Here is a 21,059-nt window from a genome sequence, read left to right on the forward strand (position 1 = left end):
AAAAACTTGCTCTCCCGCCTGAAAACCGATATCGGCCAATCGTTCTGCTGAAGAGGAAATCCCAATGTCCGCACCCAAAAAAGTTGTTCTGGCCTATTCCGGTGGCCTTGATACCTCGATCATCCTGAAATGGCTGCAGACCGAGTACGGTTGTGAGGTCGTCACCTTTACCGCCGATCTGGGTCAGGGCGAAGAGCTGGAGCCCGCCCGCGCCAAGGCCGAACTGCTGGGGATCGCACCAGAAAACATCTTTATCGAAGACGTCCGTGAAGAATTTGTCCGCGACTTTGTCTTCCCAATGTTCCGTGCCAATGCAGTATACGAAGGTCTGTATCTGCTGGGTACCTCTATTGCGCGCCCGTTGATTTCCAAGCGTCTTGTTGAAATCGCCGAGGCCGTCGGTGCAGATGCCGTTGCACACGGTGCGACTGGTAAAGGGAACGATCAGGTCCGGTTTGAGCTGGCCGCCTATGCATTGAACCCCGATATCAAGGTGATTGCGCCTTGGCGTGAGTGGGATCTGTCTTCCCGCACCAAACTGCTGGAATTCGCCGAAGCGAACCAAATTCCCGTCGCCAAAGACAAACGCGGCGAGGCCCCCTTCTCGGTGGATGCCAACCTGTTGCACACCTCATCCGAGGGCAAAGTGTTGGAAGATCCGGCCGTAATGGCACCCGACTACGTCTACCAGCGCACCGTTCACCCCGAAGATGCGCCGAATGAGCCTGAGTTCATCGAAGTTGGCTTCGAGCAAGGCGACGCAGTTTCGATCAACGGCGAAGCAATGTCGCCAGCCACGATCTTGACCAAACTGAACGAATTGGGTGGCAAGCACGGCTGTGGCCGTCTGGACCTGGTCGAAGGTCGCTTTGTCGGAATGAAGTCGCGCGGCATCTACGAAACCCCGGGCGGCACTCTACTGCTCGAAGCGCACCGTGGCATCGAATCGATCACCATGGACCGCGGCGCGATGCACCTCAAAGACGAGCTGATGCCAAAATATGCCGAGCTGATCTACAACGGCTTCTGGTACTCGCCCGAGCGCGAAATGCTGCAGGCGGCAATTGATGCCAGCCAAACCCATGTCACTGGCGCCGTGCGCTTGAAACTGTACAAGGGGTCCGCCACCTGCGTCGGTCGCTGGTCCGATCATTCGCTGTATTCCGAAGAGCACGTGACTTTTGAGGATGACGCCGGCGCATACGATCAAAAAGATGCGGCTGGATTTATCCAATTGCAGGCCCTACGTTTAAAGCTGATTGCGATGCGGAACAAACGGGTTAAGTAATAATGGAAGAAGACGACTTCTCTGAAGAATTAGAGATGTTTATCGAGGCACAGGACACCGTCTGGCACGATGTCCTAGCCGAGGTAAAAGCGGGACAAAAGGCAGGCCACTGGATGTGGTTTGTCTTTCCCCAACTCGCCGAATTGGGGAAATCCCATATGGCGCAGTTATATGGGATCGAGGACCTAGCCGAGGCTTCTGCCTATTTGGACCATCCTGAACTGAATCGGCGATTGATCGAGGTCAGCCGTCTGGTGCTGGCACACAGCGACACCCCGGCAGAGCAGATTTTTGGCACGACTGACGCCAAGAAATTACGGTCATCAATGACACTGTTTGCCGCCGTGCCGGGCGCCGCATCTGAATTCGTACAGGTTCTTGAAGCGTTTTTTGACGGCGAGTTCTGCCCGCTGACTGTAAAAACACTATCCGGAGTATAACTTGGCGACTTCCCGTTCGGTCAACATTGCCCAAACTCCCATTCCGACTTACCGCTTGGGTCAGACTGGGAGAGACAGATGACGCTTCAAGACATTGCAGATCGTATTCAGGCAGGATTGAACGGTAGCCAATTCGACGGATCGTTGAAATTCGACTGTGGCGACGACGGCGCAATTGTGTTGGCCGAGAACCAGGCCAGCACCACGAATCAAGACACCGACTGTACCATTCGCCTGTCGCAGGACAATTTGGTTAAACTTCTGACCGGAAAACTAAACCCAATGACCGGAGTGGTGATGGGCAAGCTAAAAGTCTCGGGTGACATGTCGGTTGCGATGAAGCTGGGTAAGCTGCTGGGCTAGGCCTATTTCATCTTTTCAAAAATACTCTGGGGTGAATGCGCAATAGGCGCAGAGGGGCAAAGCCCCTCCCACCTCACAGCTTAGCGGATTTCATCCGTTCATAGTGCGGCATTGCCGCATCCAGAACGCCTTGTAGATGTTCCGGCACCTCAGGCAGCTCTCCCTCAGCTCCGGCAAACCCATTGGACGTCCACACAGACCCATACCAATGCAAAGCCCAGGCGCCGTCGTCCTTGTGGCCGCCTTTGGGCCAATTCAGCATTTTTGCTGAGAACGGTATGTCGATGGCGTCACACAGAGTCTCCAACATCACTGCAGGGTCCTCCCGAATATCGTGACTGTCCACAACAATCGGCTTTCCACCCCAGGCGTTCACCTCGTCAAACAGCTCGCTTTGCTGCCAAAACCCGATGTCGTCCAATGTCGGATTCTCACGTTTGGCGGCGTAAGAGGCAATCACTCGTGCTGGATGACGGATCAGGAATACATTCTTAAACGCGCGCATCCAATCACGGGGCACGCCGGCGATCATATGCTGTGTCATGTGTTTTTGGTAGAAATATGGCTTAGCCCCAGGAATAGAGCCGGTAATCTGATCCGAGACCACAGTCGGATCCTGGGATTGGCTGTCCAAAATCTCTTGCCACATCGGATGCCGCAAACCCGTCTTGGCAAGATAGGACGCATAAAATGGCTCATCTACAATTGCACAATCTGTGCGGTTGCCAAAGGCGTACATCATCGCCGTTGACAGGTTGCGTGGCCCTGACCACATCGCAATACGCATCAACTGGCCTCCTGTTCGATCAACGCCTTATAAAGGCTTCTGATTTTCTGCGTCACCGCTCCCATAGTCCCCGTACCGATCTGACGACCATCAATCTCGCTGACCGGTGTCTGTGCGCCAAAAGTACCGGTCAAAAACGCCTCCTCTGCACCATAGGTATCTACCAGGGAATAATTGCGCTCGGACACTGGAATGTCATTGGCGCGGCACAGGTCGATGACTTTTTGCCGGGTGATGCCATTCATGCAGTAATCGCCAGTCGAGGTCCAAACCTCACCTTTGCGGACAATGAAAAAGTTGCAGGCATTGGTGGTATTCACAAAGCCGTTCACGTCCAGCATCAAACCTTCGTCAGCGCCTGCCTTTTCCGCAGCTATGCACGCCAGAATGCAGTTCAATTTGGAATGCGAGTTCAGTTTGGGATCCTGCGTCATCGGAAGTCCGCGCAGATGCGGTACCGTAGCCAGGCGGATGGGTCGAGGGAGCTTCGGTGTCGAATGCTCCATTATGATCACAAATGTCGGCCCCTGTTGGGAGAGCGATGGGTGCTGAAATGGACGGGTCTTAACACCGCGTGTGACCATCAACCGGGCATGCGCATCTGTTGTCATGCCGTTGGCCTGCTGTGTTGCCACCAACGCGGCAGTAACCTCAGCGCGGTCTAACCCTAAATCCAAATCGATGGCTTTGGTCGCTTCGAATAGTCGGTCGAGATGTTGATCCAGAAATGCCCATGTCCCGTTATACAGACGCAAACCTTCCCAGACGCCATCCCCAAGCATAAAACCACTGTCGTAAACCGACACGGTTGCCTCGGCTTTGGGGACAATGCGGCCATTAACGTAAATCAAGATCGACTCATTTCGTTGATCATCTTCAGCCTGGTGGGTGCTCATCTTTTCGGTCATCGGGTCCTCCTGTTGGCGCGACGCTAGGGGGGTTGAAGCGTCATTCCAAGCAGTAAATTTCACTCACCAGTTCGTTACATATGATGTCACTCACTTGAGCCTTATTTCCGCGCCGTACAGGGTATTGGGAGAGGAGAATGCGATGCGTAATTCTGACAATCTGAGACTTGGGGTATTGTTTGGGCTATTGTTACTGGTCGGGGTGATGCGTGGGCATGATGCACGTGCCCAGCAACCCGAAGTTCTGGTTGTGGCAGGGGGATGTTTCTGGTGCGTCGAAAGCGATTTCGAATCAGTAGCTGGTGTGACGGGTGCTGTGTCCGGGTACACGGGTGGTGTCCTCAAAAATCCGAGTTACAAACAAGTCGGTCAGGGCGGCACCGGTCATTACGAGGCCGTACAAATCTTTTTCGATCCGGAGAAAGTCAGTCGGGAGACGTTGGTTGAGTTATTTTTCCGTTCGGTCGACCCAACAGATGCCGGCGGTCAATTTTGCGACCGGGGGGAGAGTTATCGCACTGCTATATTTGTCTCTAATAAGGCAGAAACGGCTCTCGTTGAGCAAGTAAAGGCACAGGCGCAAGTGGATCTGGGACAAGTTATCGTGACCCCAGTATTGCAGGCAGCACCGTTTTATCCAGCCGAAGCCTACCATCAGGATTACTATAAAGGTCGGAAACTGGTGTTCACCCGGTTTGGGCCCAAGCGTCAAGCTGAGGCTTACAAGCGATATCGGCAGGCCTGTGGTCGGGATGCGCGGGTGGTACAACTTTGGGGGGATGCTGCTCCTTTTGCACAGGCGCATTAACGTGGCAAAGGGGGCCAGCCCCCTTTGAAACCCCCGGGATATTTTTAGCCAGATGAATATAGGGGCTTTGCTTTTAAAAGCTGGCCTCTTGGACCTCTTTCAGGTCTGGAATCACATCGGCCGTACCGGGCCGTGTCACCATCAGTGCAGCAGCGCGGGCGGCAAGGGCCATGGCCTGGGGCATTGGTAAGCTCCGATCAAGGCCTGAGAGAACATAGCCTGTGAATGTATCACCAGCACCCGTTGTGTCGACGGCTGTTACGGCATGTGCTGGAATATCCACCGTTTCGCCTGTTTCAGCATTGAAGTGGCGCGCACCTTTTGCCCCTAGTGTGATGATCACATCTGAAATGCCTAACTCCATAGGCGTTTTTCCAGTGGCCTGCTGCAACTGCTGCGCCTCGACCTCGTTCAGGAACAGAACATCCAGAAACGGCAGGACTGCCTGCACAGCCGCCGCATCAAAAGGTGCTGCGGCATAGCAGACCCGCAATCCCAGATCGCGGCCCATTTTTGCAGCTTCGGGCTGCATATTGGTTTCGTTTTGAAGCACCAGAATATCGCCAGAGTCAGCCTGCGTCAGGGCCTGCCCGAGTTGTTCGGACGACACGGCCCGGTTGGCTCCGGGAAACAGGATAATCTGATTTTCCGCCTGTCTATCCACTGCAATGATGGCATGACCGGTAGGGGTATTGATCTCGGCGATATGACGGGTGTCTACACCGTATTCCAGCAGTCGGTCCACCGCCCAAGCGCCGTCCGCCCCAACAGCGCCGATGTGGCACACGTGAGATCCGGCACGGGCGGCGGCGACCGACATATTGGCCCCCTTGCCGCCCAAAAACTGCTGCAGGTCCAGTGCTGCCAGAGTTTCCCCTGGCGCTGGTAAATGCGGCAAGGCATAGACCATATCCGCGTTGATTGATCCAAGGTTCCAGATTGCCATATTATCCTATCCGATATCACAGGCAGCCAGCACTGCCATGTTGAGGATATCATTGGCAGTGGACGTGGTCGAGCAGATCTGGATTGGTTTGTCCACGCCGCTAAGGATAGGGCCAACCACTGTAGCGCCGCCCATTTCCTGCATCAATTTGACCGAGATCGAAGCAGAATGGCGGGCGGGCACGATCAAGATGTTGGCCGGACCGGTAAGCCGCGAGAAGGGATATGCCTCTTGTGCGCTGGCGTTCAGGGCAACGTCGACGGTCATTTCGCCTTCGTATTCAAAATTGACACCGCGCTTATCGAGCACGGACGGGGCCAGGTGCATTTTTTCAGCACGTTCCGAGACTGGATAACCAAAAGTGGAAAAGCTGACAAAGGCCACGCGTGGGTCCAAGCCCATGTGGCTGGCGACAACGGCGGCGCGCTCGGCAATATTGGCTAGGTCGTTTTCATCCGGCCACTCATGCACCAAAGTGTCGCCAATCAACACGATCCGACCCTTGTGTAACAGGGCAGTCACGCCAGCCGCACCCTGCGCGGCATCCGCATCAAAGACGTGGTTGACCTGGTCCAGAACATGAGCTGATTTTCGGGTCGCCCCGGTCACCAGTCCATCCCCATGACCATGCGCCAGCATCAGCGCCGAAAACACATGCCTGTCGCGTGCAGCCAGACGGTGCACATCCTTGAGATCGAAACCCTTGCGCTGCAGACGCGAGTAAAGAAAGTTCTTGTAGGTATCGAGATGTGGCGTGTTAGCGGCATTGACGACTTCTAACTCGTTCACCGCATCAGCAAGGCCGGCCTCCTCCAGTTTCTGCTTCACGTCGTCTGCGCGGCCAACCACCAGGGATTTACCGAAACCCGAACGTTGATAGGTGACGGCAGCACGCAGCACACGTGGATCATCGCCTTCGGCAAAGATCATCTGACTTTGGGCGGTACGTGCACGGGCATTCAATCCGCGCAGAATAGAGGCCGTAGGGTCCATTCGGCCCTTCAGGTTAAGCTCATAGGCCTCCATGTCGATAATCGGACGGCGGGCGGCACCAGTATCCATACCAGCCTTGGCCACTGCAACCGGGATTCGGTGGATCAAGCGTGGGTCAAATGGGGTCGGGATGATATAGTCGCGACCAAAACTAAGGCTCTTACCATAAGCAAGTGCCACTTCGTCTGGTACGTCTTCGCGTGCCAATGCCGCCAAAGCATGGGCGCAAGCGATCTTCATCTCGTCATTGATAGCGCGGGCATGAATATCCAAGGCTCCACGAAACAGGTAAGGGAAACCCAATACGTTGTTGACTTGGTTGGGGTAATCCGACCGGCCGGTGGCAACGATGGCATCCTCGCGGACCTCATGCGCCTCTTCGGGTGTGATTTCCGGATCTGGGTTTGCCATCGCAAAGATCACCGGGTTAGGCGCCATCGAGATCACCATGTCCTGGGTCACCGCGCCTTTGGCAGACACCCCCAGGAACACATCAGCGCCATCCATGGCCTCTTCCAGTGTTCGCAGATCGGTGGGAACAGCATGCGCAGATTTCCACTGATTCATACCCGCAGCACGGCCCTGATAGATCACGCCCTTGGTGTCACAAATGATACAATTGTCGTGCCGGGCGCCCATGGATTTGAGCAATTCAATACAGGCAATACCAGCTGCCCCTGCCCCGTTGAGAACAATTCTCACGTCCTCAATTTTCTTGCCCGAAATATGCAGCGCATTGATAAGGCCGGCAGCGCAGATCACCGCCGTGCCGTGTTGGTCGTCATGGAACACCGGAATGTCCATTTCTTCCTTCAAGCGTTGTTCGATGATGAAGCATTCGGGCGCCTTGATATCTTCAAGGTTGATGCCGCCAAAGGTTGGCTCCATCAATTTGACCGCGTTGATAAACGCCTCGGGGTCTTCGGTATCCAGTTCGATATCGATCGAATTCACGTCGGCAAAACGTTTGAACAAGACTGCCTTGCCTTCCATCACCGGTTTGGATCCCAGTGCACCCAAATTACCCAGGCCCAGTACGGCCGTCCCATTCGAAATCACCGCAACCAAATTGCCTTTGTTGGTGTAATCATAAGCCAGCGCCGGATTTTCTGCGATTTCCAGACATGGCACGGCTACGCCGGGTGAGTAGGCCAATGATAGGTCGCGCTGCGTGGTCATCGGCACCGTCGCCGAAATTTCGAACTTGCCGGGGGTTGGTTCCAGGTGAAAGGCCAGGGCCTCTTCGTCGGTAATCTTTGCTTTGGGCATGAGCTGGGTAATTCCTCTGACTGTCTTAAGCGTCATACCCTAGCCTGTTCGCCTTCTCAACGCAGTTGGACGAAATATTATTGCGCCAAATACAGCACTGAAAGACATGATATTGCTGAAATAGTTTAGCGCTAACTTTCTTACAACATGCTTTAATTAAACACTAAAATAGGAAACACATTCAGGAAACGCGTTTAAGCGCGATTTTTCTCACCTGTAAAATGTCATATCTTTTCAATAAGTCCTTCAAAGATACGTTGATATTAACATCTTCCATTATGACCAGATCAGTTCTGGAGCCGGACAAATAGACGCCCCGTCGGCTTGTTTCTGCTTTTCCCCGTTACAACGGCTTTGTAAAGTCATGCAGATCGCAACCTTCCGACCAGACCGGAGAACTCCCCTTGGCCACAGTCACGCCAATGATGGCACAATATCTTGACATCAAGGCGCAGTACCCAGACGCGCTGCTGTTCTACCGGATGGGCGATTTCTACGAGATGTTCTTTGAGGATGCCGTGAATGCGGCCGAGGCATTGGATATCGCACTGACCAAACGCGGCAAGCACAATGGCGATGATATTCCGATGTGCGGAGTGCCATTTCATGCCGCCGAGGGGTATTTGCTGACACTGATCCGTAAAGGGTTCCGTGTGGCCGTGGGCGAACAGTTGGAAACTCCTGCGGAAGCCAAGAAGCGTGGCGGCAAGTCTGTGGTCAACCGCGATGTGGTGCGTTTGGTTACACCCGGCACGCTGACCGAGGATTCCCTGCTCGAGGCACGTCGGCACAATTTTCTCGTTTCCTATGCCGAAATGCGCGACCAGGCGGCATTGGCCTGGGCAGATATTTCCACTGGTGCGTTTCACGTGATGCCCGTGGCGCGGGTGCGTCTGTCACCCGAACTGGCCCGGCTGGGCCCTTCTGAATTGATCGTCGCTGATGGCCCGGCCTATGATCATATCCGGCCTTTGGCTGATGAGTACAAAATTCCAGTGACACCTTTGGGCAAGGCCAGTTTTGACAGTACGGCCGCCGAAAAGCGCATTTGCGCGCTGTTCAAGGTCGGTGCCCTGGATGGATTCGGTACATTTTCCCGCGCCGAGGTTTCGGCGATGGGTGCGTTGATCGATTATCTGGAAATCACTCAAAAAGGCAAACTGCCGCTACTGCAGGTGCCCGAACAAGAGGCCGAAGACCGGGTCATGCAGATCGACGCTGCAACCCGGCGCAATTTGGAACTGACACGATCCTTGTCCGGTGGTCGCGCTGGCTCGTTGTTATCCGTAATTGATCGAACTGTCACACCGGGTGGTGGTCGTTTGCTTGAACAACGTCTGTCCAGCCCATCGCGCAATCTTGACGTGATTCATGACCGGTTGGCCGCATTGGATTTTGCCGTCAACCAGAGCCAACTGTCCGAGCAGTTGCGCGATGCTCTTAGGCAAAGCCCGGATCTGGATCGTGCGCTGTCAAGACTGGCGCTGGACCGCGGAGGACCGCGCGATTTGGCCGCAATCCGCAACGGACTGACCCAGGCCGAAACCATCGCCGCCTTATGCCAAGACTTGGACCTGCCCAACTTGATCGCAGGCGCCATCGACAATCTACAGGGCTTTGACGATCTGCTGGCTATGTTGGACGCCTCACTGGTTGCCGAACCCCCGTTGCTGGCCCGCGATGGTGGGTTTATCGCGGCCGGCTACAACGACGAATTGGATCAGGCCAGGACCCTGCGAGACGAGGGCCGGTCGGTTATTGCTGCGATGCAAAATCAATACGCAGAGCACACCGGCATCAGCTCACTGAAGATCAAGCACAACAACGTACTTGGGTATTTCATCGAGACGACGGCCACACATGCGGATAAAATGTTGTCTGCGCCATTATCTGAAAGCTATATCCACCGCCAAACCACCGCCAATCAAGTCCGGTTCACCACGGTTGAGCTAAGCGAGATCGAAACCAAAATCCTGAATGCCGGTAATCAGGCCCTAGAGATCGAAAAGCGGCTCTATTCCGAAGTTTCCGGCTGTATTTTGGACCTTTCCGCCCGCTTGAACAGTGCGGCACGTGGATTGGCCGAACTGGATCTATTGACCGGCCTTGCGGATCTGGCAAAAGGTGAAAACTGGAACCGCCCGAAGGTCGACGCCAGCCGGGCATTTGAAATTTCAGGTGGTCGGCATCCAGTTGTGGAACAGGCGTTGCGCCAGCAGGTTGGTGAAGTTTTCATAGCCAACGATTGCGACTTAACCGCTGCTGACGGGGCCGCAATCTGGTTGCTTACCGGCCCCAACATGGCCGGTAAATCTACTTTTTTGCGGCAGAACGCGCTGATTGCTTTGTTGGCGCAAATCGGCAGTTACGTGCCGGCTGATACCGCGCATATCGGTGTGGTCAGTCAACTGTTCAGTCGCGTTGGGGCATCGGATGATCTGGCGCGTGGACGGTCTACATTTATGGTGGAAATGGTTGAAACCGCCGCCATTCTGAACCAGGCCGACGATCGCGCATTGGTAATTTTGGATGAAATTGGCCGTGGAACGGCCACATACGATGGCCTGTCCATCGCCTGGGCCACATTGGAACATCTGCACGAGACCAACAGATCCCGCGCCCTGTTCGCCACCCACTATCACGAGCTGACCCAACTGGCCGCCACACTGGCTGGCGTCGACAACGCCACCGTCACGGTAAAAGAATGGGAAGGCGAAGTCATCTTTCTGCATGAAGTTCGCAAGGGCGCGGCAGATCGTTCCTATGGTGTACAAGTGGCCCAACTTGCCGGCCTGCCTGCTACGGTTGTCGCCCGCGCCCGCGATGTTTTGGACATGTTGGAGGAATCCAGTCGAGACGGAGCCGGATCAAAAATTAAAATCGATGATCTGCCACTTTTTGCCGCCGCACCACCACCTCAGCCAGCAGTTCCCAAGGGTCCCTCACCGCTTGAAGAGATGCTTGACAGCGTTCACCCTGACGACCTGTCTCCACGTGAAGCACTAGAGATGCTCTACCAGTTGAAAAACGCTAATCAATAACGCAACAGGGCGGCTCCTTCCGGAACCGCCCCTTTTTTATTTCAACCACTCTCACCGAATGCATGTGCCATTCGCTGAATGGCACTTCTACATTAGCTGGCCGGTGTCGAAGATACGCCAACCTGCGCCGGACGCAGCAGACGGTCGTGCAACATAAAGCCCTCGGCTGCGACCTGAATAATGTCACCTGCACGGGTACCTGGTACCGGTGCTTCGAACATTGCTTCATGCATTTGCGGATCAAACCGATCACCAACTTGCGGGGCAATGTTTTGAACGCCGTGCTTGCTGAACACGCCTAACAGCGCCCGCATGGTCAATTCGATGCCTTCGATCAGACCCGCCGAACCTGCTTTTTGTTCTTCAGTCACCGTATCAAGCGCGCGCTTCATGTTGTCGTAAACCGGCAGCATATCACGAGCCAGTTTAGAGCCACCATATTGCTCGGCATCGCGACGCGCCCGATCACCGCGCTTGCGCGAATTTTCGGCATCCGCCAGCGCCCGCATAAAGCGGTCTTTCAACTGATCACGTTCAGCCCGCAGCTCGTCGAGCTCAATCGCTTCATCATCAATTTCAGCAAATTCGTCCGCCAGTTCTTCCGCTTCAGCGGCGTCAATGTCGTCCAGAAAATCTTCGTTCTTTGGCTCTGCCATGTTTCACCTCTAACTCCGGTCAGAAATCAGCTTTCCAACCAGTTGTGCCGTGTAATCCACAATCGGCACAATCCGTCCGTAGTTCAGCCGGGTGGGGCCAATCACCCCAACCGCGCCAATGATCTTTCGATCCGAGTTCATATAGGGAGACACCACCAAAGAGGAACCCGAAAGTGAGAAAAGTTTGTTCTCTGAACCAATAAAAATGCGCACACCGTCGCCGTCTTCGGTCAGTTGCAGAAATTCGGCTATATCACGCTTACGTTCAAGGTCATCAAACAGGCTTCGAATGCGGTCCAGCCCCTCGTCCTGTTCCCCGCTTTCCAAAAGATTCGCGCGCCCGCGTACAATCAATCGCGCCGAATCTTCGCCTTCGTCCTGCCAAAGCGCCAAGCCGCTTTCGATCATGTCTTGTGCCAACAGATCGATTTCCTGTCGCCGACTGGAAATTTCAGTCTGAATCGTTCCGCGTAACTGCGACAGCGTCTTGCCTTCAATCAGAGCATTCAGGAAATTTGCCGCCTCGCGCATCGAACTGGGTGTCTGTCCAGCCGGTGGCGTAAACACGCGATTTTCAACCTGCCCGTCCGAGAAGACCAGAACCACCAAGGCCCGGTCTGGTGCAAGAGACACAAATTCGATGTGGCGAATCTCGGCCTCGTGTTTAGGGGTCAAAACCAGTGATGCACCCTGTGTCACGCCGGACAGGGCCGATCCAACCCGATCCAACATGCCACCAACGTCAGCAGAGTTTCCACCCAATGTCGCGTCAATTTTTAGCCGGTCCTGGGCCTTTAGATCCTCAACCTCAAGAAATCCATCAACAAACATACGCAGCCCCAACTGCGTCGGCACCCGACCGGCGCTGATATGCGGGCTGTCCAGCAATCCCAGATGCTCGAGATCCTGCATGACGTTCCGGATTGTCGCCGCGCTGACCTTTTCACTTAGGCTCCGGGTTAGGGTGCGGCTTCCGACAGGTTCACCGCGGTCCATGTAATTCTCAACCACCGCCCGGAATACCTCACGAGAGCGGTCATTCATGTCCTTCAGGATGTCATTGGCGTCGTTCATTTCAATCCTGCATGTGGTCTGTCCCCAATATTGACCAATTGGGCTGGTCTGCCATTAAAGAGGCTTGGGCCAAAAGGTCAATCAGGCTTGCATCACAAGGCTGTCGAAGGCTATCCCAAGTTCAACCAAAAAAGGATATCCCATGCGACCTTCCGGACGAGAATTAGACCAAATGCGCGCCGTCTCCATCGAGACTGGTTTCACCAAACACGCTGAGGGCTCGTGTCTGATTAAAATGGGCGAAACCCATGTTCTTTGCTCTGCCTCAATCGAACCGCGGGTGCCCTCGTTCATCAAGGGGTCGGGTCTGGGTTGGGTAACGGCTGAATATGGCATGCTGCCCCGTGCGACCAACACCCGGATGCGCCGCGAGGCTGCCGCCGGCAAGCAAGGTGGCCGAACAGTTGAAATTCAACGCCTGATCGGTCGCGCATTGCGGGCCGGCGTTGATCGGGTTGCTTTGGGCGAACGGCAAATCACCGTTGACTGCGACGTACTACAGGCGGACGGCGGCACTCGTTGTGCATCCATCACCGGTGGTTGGGTCGCACTGCGTCTAGCTGTCAACAAGCTGATGAAAGCCGGCGACGTAAAGATGGACCCATTGGTTGATCCTGTTGCTGCAATCTCATGTGGTATCTATGCCGGCCAGACCGTGCTGGATCTGGATTACCCGGAAGATTCAGAAGCCGGAGTTGATGGCAACTTTATCATGACCGGATCGGGTAAGCTGATCGAAGTCCAGATGTCCGCCGAAGGGTCTGTTTTCTCACGCGAGCAAATGAACCAACTGATGGACCTAGCTGAAAAAGGCACATCGGAACTGGCCGCAATGCAAAAGGCAGCCTGCGCATGACCCGTGTCTTCGCCGGCGAAAGGCTAGTGCTCGCCACTCATAACAAGGGCAAACTGGAGGAGATGAAACATCTCCTCGGCCCTTATGGTGTCACTGTGGTTAGCGCTGGCGAATTGGATTTACCTGAACCAGAAGAAACCGAAGACACATTTGTCGGCAACGCCCGCATCAAGGCCCACGCTGCCGCGCGGGCCACTGGCCTGCCGGCTTTGTCGGATGACTCGGGCATTACCATCGATGCCCTAAACGGTGCTCCAGGCGTCTATACCGCCGATTGGGCCGAAACAGAGAATGGCCGTGATTTCATGAAGGCCATGACTCGATCCCATGACGAGTTAGAGGCGGTCAACGCCGCCTACCCTCGTACGGCACAGTTTCGCTGTACCTTGGTGCTTGCCTGGCCCGATGGTCACGACGAGGTCTTTGAGGGTGTCATGCCGGGTGAGTTGGTATGGCCAATCCGTGGCGAAAACGGTTTTGGCTATGATCCCATGTTCCAGCCGAGTGGACTGGACGTAACCTGTGCTCAGATGCTCCCAGCCGAAAAACACAAGATCAGCCATCGCGGGCAAGCTGTCGCAAAATTCGTGCAGGCTTGTTTCGGTGGATGATTGGCGCAATGGGGGCTTTGGCCTGTATGTGCATTGGCCATTTTGCCAGGCCAAATGCCCCTACTGCGACTTTAACAGCCACGTAACGGCCAATGTAGATCAAAAACTATGGGTTAAGGCCTATATCAGCGAATTGAAGCGGTATGCGCAGCTGGTTCCAGACCGCGTGCTAAATGCCATCTTCTTTGGTGGTGGCACCCCGTCCTTGATGCAGCCAGACACCGTCGCCGCCGTAATCGAAGCAGCCCGCGAAATCTGGCCATTTGCAAATGACATCGAAATCACCCTCGAGGCCAACCCCGGATCAGTCGAGGCCGGTCGCTTTGCCGGCTACCGCGACGGCGGCGTCAATCGCATTTCGATGGGCATCCAGGCCTTGAACGATACAGACCTGCGTCGGCTGGGTCGCATTCATTCTGTGGCTGAAGCCCAAGCCGCCTTTGATGTTGCCCGCAACTGTTTTGATCGTGTCAGCTTTGATTTGATCTATGCACGGCAGGGTCAGACACTAAAGGACTGGCAGTCAGAACTAAAACAGGCCCTATCGATGGCCATAGACCATCTATCCCTGTACCAACTGACGATCGAAGACGGCACTGCCTTTGGTGACCGCTATGCCCGAGGGAAACTGCGCGACCTACCCACTGATGACACGGCGGCAGACATGTATCAGGCAACACAGGACATTTGTGCTGATCACGGAATGCCGGCTTACGAAGTATCAAACCACGCCCGCCCCGGATCTGAATCCCGCCACAACCTAATCTACTGGCGCTACGGCGACTACGTCGGCATTGGGCCCGGCGCTCATGGACGCCTGACGCGGAACGGACAACGCCATGCCACCGAATGTATTCGAGCGCCCGGTGCATGGCTACAAGCTGTAACTAAGGGGTCAGGTGATTGCGTCAACACCCTGCTTGCCCCTGAAGAACATAGCGCAGAACATCTGATGATGGGGATGCGGCTGGTCGAGGGAATTGATACCGATCGATATGCCCATCTGGCCGGACATCCCCTGCCCCAAGACAAAGTGTACGATCTTTTGCAGATGGGTATGGTACGTCAGACCGGAACGGTACTGCGCGCAACGGACCAAGGTCGCGCTGTACTGAACGCAGTACTACGTGAACTATTAACGGACTAATTCAAAATGCGATTTTTGTATGCCAGCCTGGGACTTATATGTGTTGCTCTGGCAGTCATCGGAGTTGTTCTGCCCCTGCTTCCGACGGTCCCATTTCTTCTACTCGCCGCATTCTTCTTTGCCAATTCATCCGAACGGCTACACAGCTGGATTCTGGAGCACGCGCTTTTTGGTCCCATGATCAACGACTGGAATACAAATCGCGCTATTCGCCCGGGTGCAAAAAAGGCGGCAACCTTTTCGATTGCCGCCGTATTCCTATTTTCTCTTATCCTTGGCGCACCTGGCCACATTCTGATCATTCAGGCCATAGTCCTAAGCTGCGTTCTGATTTTCATATGGACACGCCCTAACGGCTAAGAACGCCGCAAAGCTCGTCTAGCTGATCCAGATTTTCATAGGAAATCGTAACCGTTCCTGTTTCTCCGCCAGTTTTGTGATCGATTGACACACCCATACGCAATATGGCTGACAAGTCATTTTCCAACGCCCGTGTATCAGCATCTTTCTCAGACAGTTTCTTCGGCGCCTTAGCCCCTCGTGGCGTGTCACCTACTGCGTCCTTTTTGACCAGTAACTCGGTTGCCCGCACTGACAAACCACCTTTGACGATTTTCTTCGCCAACTCAGACGCATTGTCCGAGGTGATCAACGCACGTGCATGACCCGCCGACAATTTTCGTTCTTGAACAAGCACTTGAACGTCATCAGGTAGATGCAACAGACGAACCAAATTGGCGATGTGGCTCCGGCTTTTGCCAAGCGCTTCAGCCATCTTTTCTTGGGTGTGGCCAAATTTCTCCATCAAGAGTTTATAGCTCTGGGCCTCTTCCAGCGCATTCAGATCCGCCCGCTGAATGTTCTCGATCAGTGCGACTTCCATGACTTCTAGGTCAGAATAATCGCGCACAAGAACGGGAACTTCATGCAACTGAGCCGCCTGAGACGCACGCCAGCGACGTTCACCCGCGACGATCTCATACATTCCACCGTCCCGCGGTCTCACGATCAACGGTTGGAGTACGCCTTTTTCTTTGATCGATGCGGTCAGATCATCCAGATCGACCTGCACAAACTGCCGCCGTGGCTGCTCAGGATTGGCGACCACCTTTTCAATCGGCACAAATACTTCTGTATTCCTGGGTGTCTTCTCAGCGGTAGGAACCTGATCGAGGTTCACGTCAGCCATCAGTGCCGACAGTCCACGTCCGAGGCCGCGGGGTTTACCCTTTTTACTCGCCATAGTCCGTTCTCCCCTGATTACGCTGCAAGTCTTTGATGCTTTTTGACCAACTCATCCGCCAATGATCTATAGGCAATGGCACCCTGCGAGTTTGGATCGTACTGCAACACCGGCAGCGCATATGACGGCGCTTCGCTCACTCGGACATTACGAGGTATCTTGGTTTCGAATACCAAATCACCCAAATTGTCGCGCGCATCCTGTTCCACTTGCTGAGACAGGTTGTTGCGCTTGTCATACATCGTCAACACGATACCTTCTATGCGCAAATCAGAGTTCGCCGTTTGCCGTACATCCCGAATTGTCATCATCAACTGGGACACCCCTTCCAACGCAAAAAACTCACTCTGCAAAGGAATTAGCACTGAATGTGCAGCTATCATTGCATTAACTGTCAGCAGATTCAGCGACGGAGGGCAGTCTATCAGGACATAGTCCCAATCATATTCGTCCATGTCCTTTTGACGAAGCGCATCATGTAGCAAAAAACTGCGACGCTCATTTGCAATCAATTCAATATCGGCCGAACTTAGATCGACCGTTGCCGGCACAATGCATAGGTCCTCTATCTCAGTTGTTCGAATCACGTCTCGCAGAGGTGTCTCGCCAACTAAAAGATCATACGTCGTCAGAGTACGATCTGTTGGATCAATTCCCAATCCAGTTGACGCATTTCCTTGCGGGTCCAAGTCTACGACAAGGACACGCAACCCTGATTCCACCAGCGCGGAGGCCAAGTTTATGGCGGTGGTGGTTTTTCCCACCCCGCCTTTCTGGTTAGCAATCGCAATTATGCGAGGCCCAGTTGGGCGGGATAGATCAGACACGGGTCACTCCCTTTACTTTCAAAATGACGGCGTCGGGTTCAGTTAAACTTGTAATTGGTTCTACGTCAAAATGCCAATGCCGACGTGCCTCTTCCAACTCTTTTTTCCAGGTGACACCCTTTGGAAATAGAGCAACCCCTTCAGGATCCAAATGAAGGGTTGAATAAGTTAATAAAGTGTTAAGATCGGCCAATGCCCGCGCTGACAGCACATTCGCCGACTGGGCGTCTACTTTTTCTATCCGTTCGCTGAGAACGTTGATTTTTATTCCACACTCCCGAGCAGCTGTTCGCAGAAACACAGATTTCCGCTGGTCGCTTTCGATGAGAGTAACCCTGGTATCAGGAGCCTCATCTGCCGCCAAAATACCAACTATCAACCCGGGAAATCCGCCACCACTGCCGATATCAACCCAATGGCCAACAATCGGTGCACTGCGGTAAACTTGAATGGAATCGATGATGTGACGGGACCAAAGGTTCTCGAGACTACTTCGCGAAACCAGATTTATCTTTGGGTTCCACTTTAGGATCACACTTTCGAAAACTTCCAACTTCTGCATTGTTTCACGTGAAACATTTAGTTGACTCAGTAAGTCCCGGTTTTTCACGCGGTTTTCTCCTGTCGCTTTCCATCTCGACGCAATCGGGCAAGTAACAATGCCAACGCTGCCGGCGTCATGCCATCAATCCTAGCGGCCTGCGCCAAGTCATGTGGCATTGTCATTCGCAATTTGGTTTGTAACTCATTGGAAAGTCCGGAAATGCTGGTGTAGTCCAATTCGGGAGGGATGATAAGGGCCTCGTCCCGCTTCATTGCGGATATTTCCCTATTTTGACGATCAATGTAGTTGGCATACAATGCATCCCGTTCAACCTGACGTCGGATATCATTGCCTACACTTTGAGTTCCAGGGATGAGTGGGACCAAGTCTTCGAATGTAACGTCCGGAAACGCTAATATGTCCTGTCCACTGCGTCGGTTTCCATCCTGACTAATTCTAATTCCAACCGCCGCTACTTGTTTAGGAGTATAGGAGTTTTCATTTAAAAGTTCACGGGCAGTCTCAAGGTTCTCCATCTTTGTAGAAAAAGTAGATTTTCGTTCTTCAGAGCAGCAGCCCAACGAGATAGCCAACGGCGTCAGCCTTTGGTCCGCATTGTCAGCTCTTAGCGACAGCCTAAATTCGGCTCTGGACGTGAACATTCTATAGGGTTCCGCCACACCGTTGGTAGTTAGGTCATCTATCATGACCCCAATATAGCTGTTAGACCGACCGAAAATTATTTGCTCTTCATTTAAGCAGCGACGGGCTGCATTCAATCCAGCAACCATACCTTGCGCTGCGGCCTCCTCGTAGCCTGTTGTGCCATTGATCTGCCCCGCTAAATACAAGCCTGGAACTGATCGAACCGATAAATCCAGATCAAGCGACCTTGGATCAACGTAGTCATATTCGATTGCATAACCAGGTTGAAGAATTTCAGCATCTTCCAATCCCACTATCGAATGCACATAATCGGCTTGGACATTTTCTGGAAGACTAGTAGATATACCGTTCGGGTAAACTGTGTGGTCATTTACACCTTCCGGCTCCAAGAATATCTGATGCGATGACTTTTCCGCAAATCGGACAACCTTATCTTCTATTGAGGGGCAGTATCTGGGCCCTACCCCATCAATGCGACCTCCATACATCGCTGATCGGTTCAAATTCTCACGAATAATCTCATGTGTTCGCTCGTTCGTATGTGTGATACCGCAATTCACTTGTTTGGCCGTTGTTTTGGTGGACAAAAAAGAAAATAGTGTGGGATCGTCATCACCCGGTTGGGTTTCCAGTCCGGACCAGTTGATAGTCCGTCCGTCCAACCTTGGTGGCGTCCCTGTTTTCAGTCGCCCCAGCGGCAGGTCCATTGTACTTAGCCGTTTCGCAAGCTGTATGGAAGGCCGATCACCCATTCGACCGCCGGGTTTGGCTATTTCGCCGATGTGAATGACGCCTCTTAAGAATGTTCCGGATGTCAAGATAACGGCGCTACAAGATAGTTCAGATCCGTCGCTCAGTACTACACCCGTCACTTCCTGCCCTGTTATCAGGAAGTCGATCACCTCGCCTTCTATGATGTGGAGTTTTTCTTGCTCGGTAGTAACTTTCAACATTTCTGCGCGATATATCGTTCGGTCTGCTTGTGCTCGCGGTCCTTGGACTGCTGGTCCTTTGCGTCTATTCAAAAGTCGAAATTGTATTCCGGCTTTGTCCGCTACCCGTCCCATAACACCGTCCAGCGCGTCTATCTCGCGAACTAGATGTCCTTTACCCAAGCCACCAATGGCTGGATTGCAGGACATGACTCCGATGTCCGTTTTTCGCAGCGTTATCAACGCAGTTTCCACTCCCATGCGGGCCGCCGCATGAGCAGCTTCTGTCCCTGCGTGGCCACCACCAACAATGATCACATCAAATCTCGAATGTTTCACGTGAAACACTCCCTATTTCCCAATGCAAAAACTCATGAAAATCTCATCCAATAGATTTTCAACTCCAACGCGCCCCACCAGCATCTCAAGGGACCGTATAGCCGACCGCATATCTTCAGCAGCAATATCATAGAATTCGGGGCCTCTCCTAAGGATTTCCCTAGCCTCAACCAAGTTTTCCAATGCCCTATTCATAGTATCACGGTGCCGCGCATGCGTTGCGATACCAACATCTGCCGACCGCATTTTTAGAACGCTTGAGATATGTGATACAAGTTGATCGATACCATAACCAGTGCGTCCTGAGATTGTATTACCAACATTACTTCGTTCGTCAGCTTTTGGTAGCAATCTAATGTCACCAGTTTGCATTTCCACGTCTAAAGCTTCGTTTTCTTCTACAAGAAACACCCTAAGGTCTGCATTCTCGGCACGTTTTCGAGCCAGTTCAATACCCAAGCCTTCAACATGATCTTCGGTCACCCGAAGCCCTGCCGTATCAAGCAGCGTAACCGGAAGGCCAGCCAAATCCATTCGAACTTCGATCACGTCACGCGTGGTGCCAGCATAATCAGACGTAATTGCCGCCTCTCTTCCTGCTAACGCATTCAAAAGAGTGGATTTTCCAACATTTGGAGCACCAATGATTGCAACTTCAAATCCGTTTCGAATACGCTCTGCGATCCCTACACCCTTCGTCTCCTGTTCCAGATCCTTCTGGACACCAGATAAAAGAGATGAAACCTCTGGAGTGACGTCAATTGGCACTTCTTCGTCGGCAAAATCTATGGTGACTTCGATCAAGGATGCGGCTCGTATCAAATCACGTCGCCACCGCTCGGCGAGCTGACCCAATCCGCCACTAAGCACAGTCTGAGCCTGTTTTCTTTGAGCCTCGGTTTCTGCATCGATCAGATCTGCCAGGCCCTCGACCTGCGCCAGGTCAAGGTTTCCGTTCTCCAAGGCGCGGCGCGTAAATTCTCCAGGTTCTGCCAGCCGCAGCCCTTCAATTTTCGACAACGTGTCCAGTATTACGGAGATTACCGCGATACTGCCATGTGTTTGAAATTCAACGGTATTTTCGCCTGTAAAACTATTTGGAACCGCGAAAGTTAGCACCAACGCCTGATCCAGGGGGTCACCAGTCGCATCACGTAACGTTCTTAATGTCGTACCATGCTTCGGAATGTCCCCACCACAGAGCCTTTTACCTACATCGTGAGCCAAAGGTCCCGACACGCGAATTATCGCAACACCGGCCTTGCCCTGGGCCGAGGCCAACGCAAAGATCGTATCCATGGGTTGGCCTTTCCTTCTGCCG

The 21,059-nt window shown here is 53.5% G+C and carries 20 protein-coding genes; 9 read left to right on the top strand and 11 right to left on the bottom strand.

Annotated features, from left to right (window positions below; genetic code table 11):
* Nucleotides 1–64 precede the first annotated feature (64 nt).
* From EBB79_RS20305 to EBB79_RS20315, 3 genes are all read left to right on the top strand, one after another.
* The gene (locus tag EBB79_RS20305) at nucleotides 65–1,288 is read left to right on the top strand and encodes an argininosuccinate synthase (RefSeq protein WP_127750633.1); all 1,224 of its coding nucleotides are present in this window, start codon (nucleotides 65–67) and stop codon (nucleotides 1,286–1,288) included.
* A gap of 2 nt (nucleotides 1,289–1,290) precedes the next feature.
* Nucleotides 1,291–1,728, top strand: a complete 438-nt coding sequence (locus EBB79_RS20310; protein ID WP_127750634.1) for a DUF1810 domain-containing protein — start codon at nucleotides 1,291–1,293, stop codon at nucleotides 1,726–1,728.
* 78 nt (nucleotides 1,729–1,806) lie between these two features.
* Nucleotides 1,807–2,091 (top strand): SCP2 sterol-binding domain-containing protein, encoded by a 285-nt coding sequence (locus EBB79_RS20315; protein ID WP_127750635.1) that lies wholly within the window; start codon nucleotides 1,807–1,809, stop codon nucleotides 2,089–2,091.
* Between the two features lie 73 nt (nucleotides 2,092–2,164).
* Here EBB79_RS20315 and EBB79_RS20320 read toward each other — a convergent pair whose 3' ends face one another.
* Nucleotides 2,165–2,878 (bottom strand): sulfotransferase-like domain-containing protein, encoded by a 714-nt coding sequence (locus EBB79_RS20320; RefSeq protein ID WP_127750636.1) that lies wholly within the window; start codon nucleotides 2,876–2,878, stop codon nucleotides 2,165–2,167.
* The gene (locus EBB79_RS20325; protein WP_127750637.1) at nucleotides 2,878–3,786 is read right to left on the bottom strand and encodes a D-amino acid aminotransferase; all 909 of its coding nucleotides are present in this window, start codon (nucleotides 3,784–3,786) and stop codon (nucleotides 2,878–2,880) included. Before EBB79_RS20325 ends, EBB79_RS20320 begins: the two co-directional genes overlap by 1 nt.
* A gap of 142 nt (nucleotides 3,787–3,928) precedes the next feature.
* Here EBB79_RS20325 and msrA point away from each other — a divergent pair, with 142 nt between their 5' ends.
* On the top strand, nucleotides 3,929–4,594 hold the full coding sequence (gene msrA, locus EBB79_RS20330; RefSeq protein ID WP_127750638.1) for a peptide-methionine (S)-S-oxide reductase MsrA: 666 nt from the start codon (nucleotides 3,929–3,931) through the stop codon (nucleotides 4,592–4,594).
* Between the two features lie 73 nt (nucleotides 4,595–4,667).
* Here msrA and EBB79_RS20335 read toward each other — a convergent pair whose 3' ends face one another.
* Nucleotides 4,668–5,540: a ribokinase gene (locus EBB79_RS20335; protein ID WP_127750639.1), complete on the bottom strand. Its 873-nt coding sequence runs from the start codon at nucleotides 5,538–5,540 to the stop codon at nucleotides 4,668–4,670.
* Between the two features lie 6 nt (nucleotides 5,541–5,546).
* On the bottom strand, nucleotides 5,547–7,802 hold the full coding sequence (locus tag EBB79_RS20340) for an NADP-dependent malic enzyme (RefSeq protein ID WP_127750640.1): 2,256 nt from the start codon (nucleotides 7,800–7,802) through the stop codon (nucleotides 5,547–5,549).
* A gap of 422 nt (nucleotides 7,803–8,224) precedes the next feature.
* Between EBB79_RS20340 and mutS the strand changes: the two genes are divergently transcribed.
* A complete protein-coding gene (gene mutS / locus EBB79_RS20345) occupies nucleotides 8,225–10,843 on the top strand; it encodes a DNA mismatch repair protein MutS (RefSeq protein WP_177627887.1) in 2,619 nt (872 codons plus the stop codon).
* Between the two features lie 92 nt (nucleotides 10,844–10,935).
* On the opposite strand, the gene EBB79_RS20350 is transcribed toward mutS, so the two are convergent.
* Both EBB79_RS20350 and hrcA read right to left on the bottom strand, forming a co-directional pair.
* Nucleotides 10,936–11,499, bottom strand: coding sequence for a nucleotide exchange factor GrpE (locus EBB79_RS20350; RefSeq protein WP_127750642.1), 564 nt, complete (start codon nucleotides 11,497–11,499; stop codon nucleotides 10,936–10,938).
* Nucleotides 11,500–11,508: 9 nt separating this feature from the next.
* Nucleotides 11,509–12,573, bottom strand: a complete 1,065-nt coding sequence (gene hrcA / locus EBB79_RS20355; protein ID WP_127750643.1) for a heat-inducible transcriptional repressor HrcA — start codon at nucleotides 12,571–12,573, stop codon at nucleotides 11,509–11,511.
* 142 nt (nucleotides 12,574–12,715) lie between these two features.
* Between hrcA and rph the strand changes: the two genes are divergently transcribed.
* From rph to EBB79_RS20375, 4 genes are read left to right on the top strand one after another with little or no spacing between them, the layout of a single operon-like run.
* Nucleotides 12,716–13,429 (top strand): ribonuclease PH, encoded by a 714-nt coding sequence (gene rph, locus EBB79_RS20360; RefSeq protein ID WP_127750644.1) that lies wholly within the window; start codon nucleotides 12,716–12,718, stop codon nucleotides 13,427–13,429.
* Nucleotides 13,426–14,040 (top strand): RdgB/HAM1 family non-canonical purine NTP pyrophosphatase, encoded by a 615-nt coding sequence (gene rdgB / locus EBB79_RS20365; protein WP_127750645.1) that lies wholly within the window; start codon nucleotides 13,426–13,428, stop codon nucleotides 14,038–14,040. The genes rph and rdgB overlap by 4 nt, the downstream gene beginning before the upstream one ends.
* Nucleotides 14,033–15,187, top strand: coding sequence for a radical SAM family heme chaperone HemW (hemW, locus tag EBB79_RS20370; protein ID WP_127750646.1), 1,155 nt, complete (start codon nucleotides 14,033–14,035; stop codon nucleotides 15,185–15,187). The genes rdgB and hemW overlap by 8 nt, the downstream gene beginning before the upstream one ends.
* A gap of 6 nt (nucleotides 15,188–15,193) precedes the next feature.
* A complete protein-coding gene (locus EBB79_RS20375; RefSeq protein ID WP_127750647.1) occupies nucleotides 15,194–15,547 on the top strand; it encodes a YbaN family protein in 354 nt (117 codons plus the stop codon).
* Here EBB79_RS20375 and EBB79_RS20380 read toward each other — a convergent pair.
* From EBB79_RS20380 to mnmE, 5 genes are read right to left on the bottom strand one after another with little or no spacing between them, the layout of a single operon-like run.
* Complete coding sequence (locus EBB79_RS20380) at nucleotides 15,537–16,430, bottom strand: ParB/RepB/Spo0J family partition protein (RefSeq protein WP_127750648.1); 894 nt, start codon at nucleotides 16,428–16,430, stop codon at nucleotides 15,537–15,539. The two genes, EBB79_RS20375 and EBB79_RS20380, sit on opposite strands and share 11 nt — an antisense overlap.
* Nucleotides 16,431–16,447: 17 nt before the next feature.
* Nucleotides 16,448–17,257 carry a ParA family protein gene (locus tag EBB79_RS20385; protein WP_127750649.1) on the bottom strand — a complete coding sequence of 270 codons (810 nt, stop codon included), beginning with the start codon at nucleotides 17,255–17,257 and terminating at the stop codon, nucleotides 16,448–16,450.
* The gene (gene rsmG / locus EBB79_RS20390) at nucleotides 17,250–17,819 is read right to left on the bottom strand and encodes a 16S rRNA (guanine(527)-N(7))-methyltransferase RsmG (protein ID WP_127751078.1); all 570 of its coding nucleotides are present in this window, start codon (nucleotides 17,817–17,819) and stop codon (nucleotides 17,250–17,252) included. Before rsmG ends, EBB79_RS20385 begins: the two co-directional genes overlap by 8 nt.
* A gap of 44 nt (nucleotides 17,820–17,863) precedes the next feature.
* A complete protein-coding gene (gene mnmG, locus EBB79_RS20395; protein WP_127750650.1) occupies nucleotides 17,864–19,738 on the bottom strand; it encodes a tRNA uridine-5-carboxymethylaminomethyl(34) synthesis enzyme MnmG in 1,875 nt (624 codons plus the stop codon).
* Nucleotides 19,739–19,750: 12 nt separating this feature from the next.
* The gene (gene mnmE / locus EBB79_RS20400) at nucleotides 19,751–21,037 is read right to left on the bottom strand and encodes a tRNA uridine-5-carboxymethylaminomethyl(34) synthesis GTPase MnmE (RefSeq protein ID WP_127750651.1); all 1,287 of its coding nucleotides are present in this window, start codon (nucleotides 21,035–21,037) and stop codon (nucleotides 19,751–19,753) included.
* Nucleotides 21,038–21,059 lie beyond the last annotated feature (22 nt).

Origin of the sequence: Parasedimentitalea marina (assembly GCF_004006175.1) — a bacterium.
Lineage (GTDB): Bacteria > Pseudomonadota > Alphaproteobacteria > Rhodobacterales > Rhodobacteraceae > Parasedimentitalea > Parasedimentitalea marina.

Excerpts from the sequence above, each read along its gene's own strand:
- EBB79_RS20305 (WP_127750633.1), top strand. The coding sequence starts at position 65 with ATGTCCGCACCCAAAAAAGTTGTTCTGGCCTATTCCGGTGGCCTTGAT.
- EBB79_RS20310 (WP_127750634.1), top strand. The coding sequence starts at position 1,291 with ATGGAAGAAGACGACTTCTCTGAAGAATTAGAGATGTTTATCGAGGCA.
- EBB79_RS20315 (WP_127750635.1), top strand. The coding sequence starts at position 1,807 with ATGACGCTTCAAGACATTGCAGATCGTATTCAGGCAGGATTGAACGGT.
- EBB79_RS20320 (WP_127750636.1), bottom strand. The coding sequence starts at position 2,878 with ATGCGTATTGCGATGTGGTCAGGGCCACGCAACCTGTCAACGGCGATG.
- EBB79_RS20325 (WP_127750637.1), bottom strand. The coding sequence starts at position 3,786 with ATGACCGAAAAGATGAGCACCCACCAGGCTGAAGATGATCAACGAAAT.
- msrA (WP_127750638.1), top strand. The coding sequence starts at position 3,929 with ATGCGTAATTCTGACAATCTGAGACTTGGGGTATTGTTTGGGCTATTG.
- EBB79_RS20335 (WP_127750639.1), bottom strand. The coding sequence starts at position 5,540 with ATGGCAATCTGGAACCTTGGATCAATCAACGCGGATATGGTCTATGCC.
- EBB79_RS20340 (WP_127750640.1), bottom strand. The coding sequence starts at position 7,802 with ATGCCCAAAGCAAAGATTACCGACGAAGAGGCCCTGGCCTTTCACCTG.
- mutS (WP_177627887.1), top strand. The coding sequence starts at position 8,225 with ATGATGGCACAATATCTTGACATCAAGGCGCAGTACCCAGACGCGCTG.
- EBB79_RS20350 (WP_127750642.1), bottom strand. The coding sequence starts at position 11,499 with ATGGCAGAGCCAAAGAACGAAGATTTTCTGGACGACATTGACGCCGCT.
- hrcA (WP_127750643.1), bottom strand. The coding sequence starts at position 12,573 with ATGAACGACGCCAATGACATCCTGAAGGACATGAATGACCGCTCTCGT.
- rph (WP_127750644.1), top strand. The coding sequence starts at position 12,716 with ATGCGACCTTCCGGACGAGAATTAGACCAAATGCGCGCCGTCTCCATC.
- rdgB (WP_127750645.1), top strand. The coding sequence starts at position 13,426 with ATGACCCGTGTCTTCGCCGGCGAAAGGCTAGTGCTCGCCACTCATAAC.
- EBB79_RS20375 (WP_127750647.1), top strand. The coding sequence starts at position 15,194 with ATGCGATTTTTGTATGCCAGCCTGGGACTTATATGTGTTGCTCTGGCA.
- EBB79_RS20380 (WP_127750648.1), bottom strand. The coding sequence starts at position 16,430 with ATGGCGAGTAAAAAGGGTAAACCCCGCGGCCTCGGACGTGGACTGTCG.
- rsmG (WP_127751078.1), bottom strand. The coding sequence starts at position 17,819 with ATGCAGAAGTTGGAAGTTTTCGAAAGTGTGATCCTAAAGTGGAACCCA.
- mnmE (WP_127750651.1), bottom strand. The coding sequence starts at position 21,037 with ATGGATACGATCTTTGCGTTGGCCTCGGCCCAGGGCAAGGCCGGTGTT.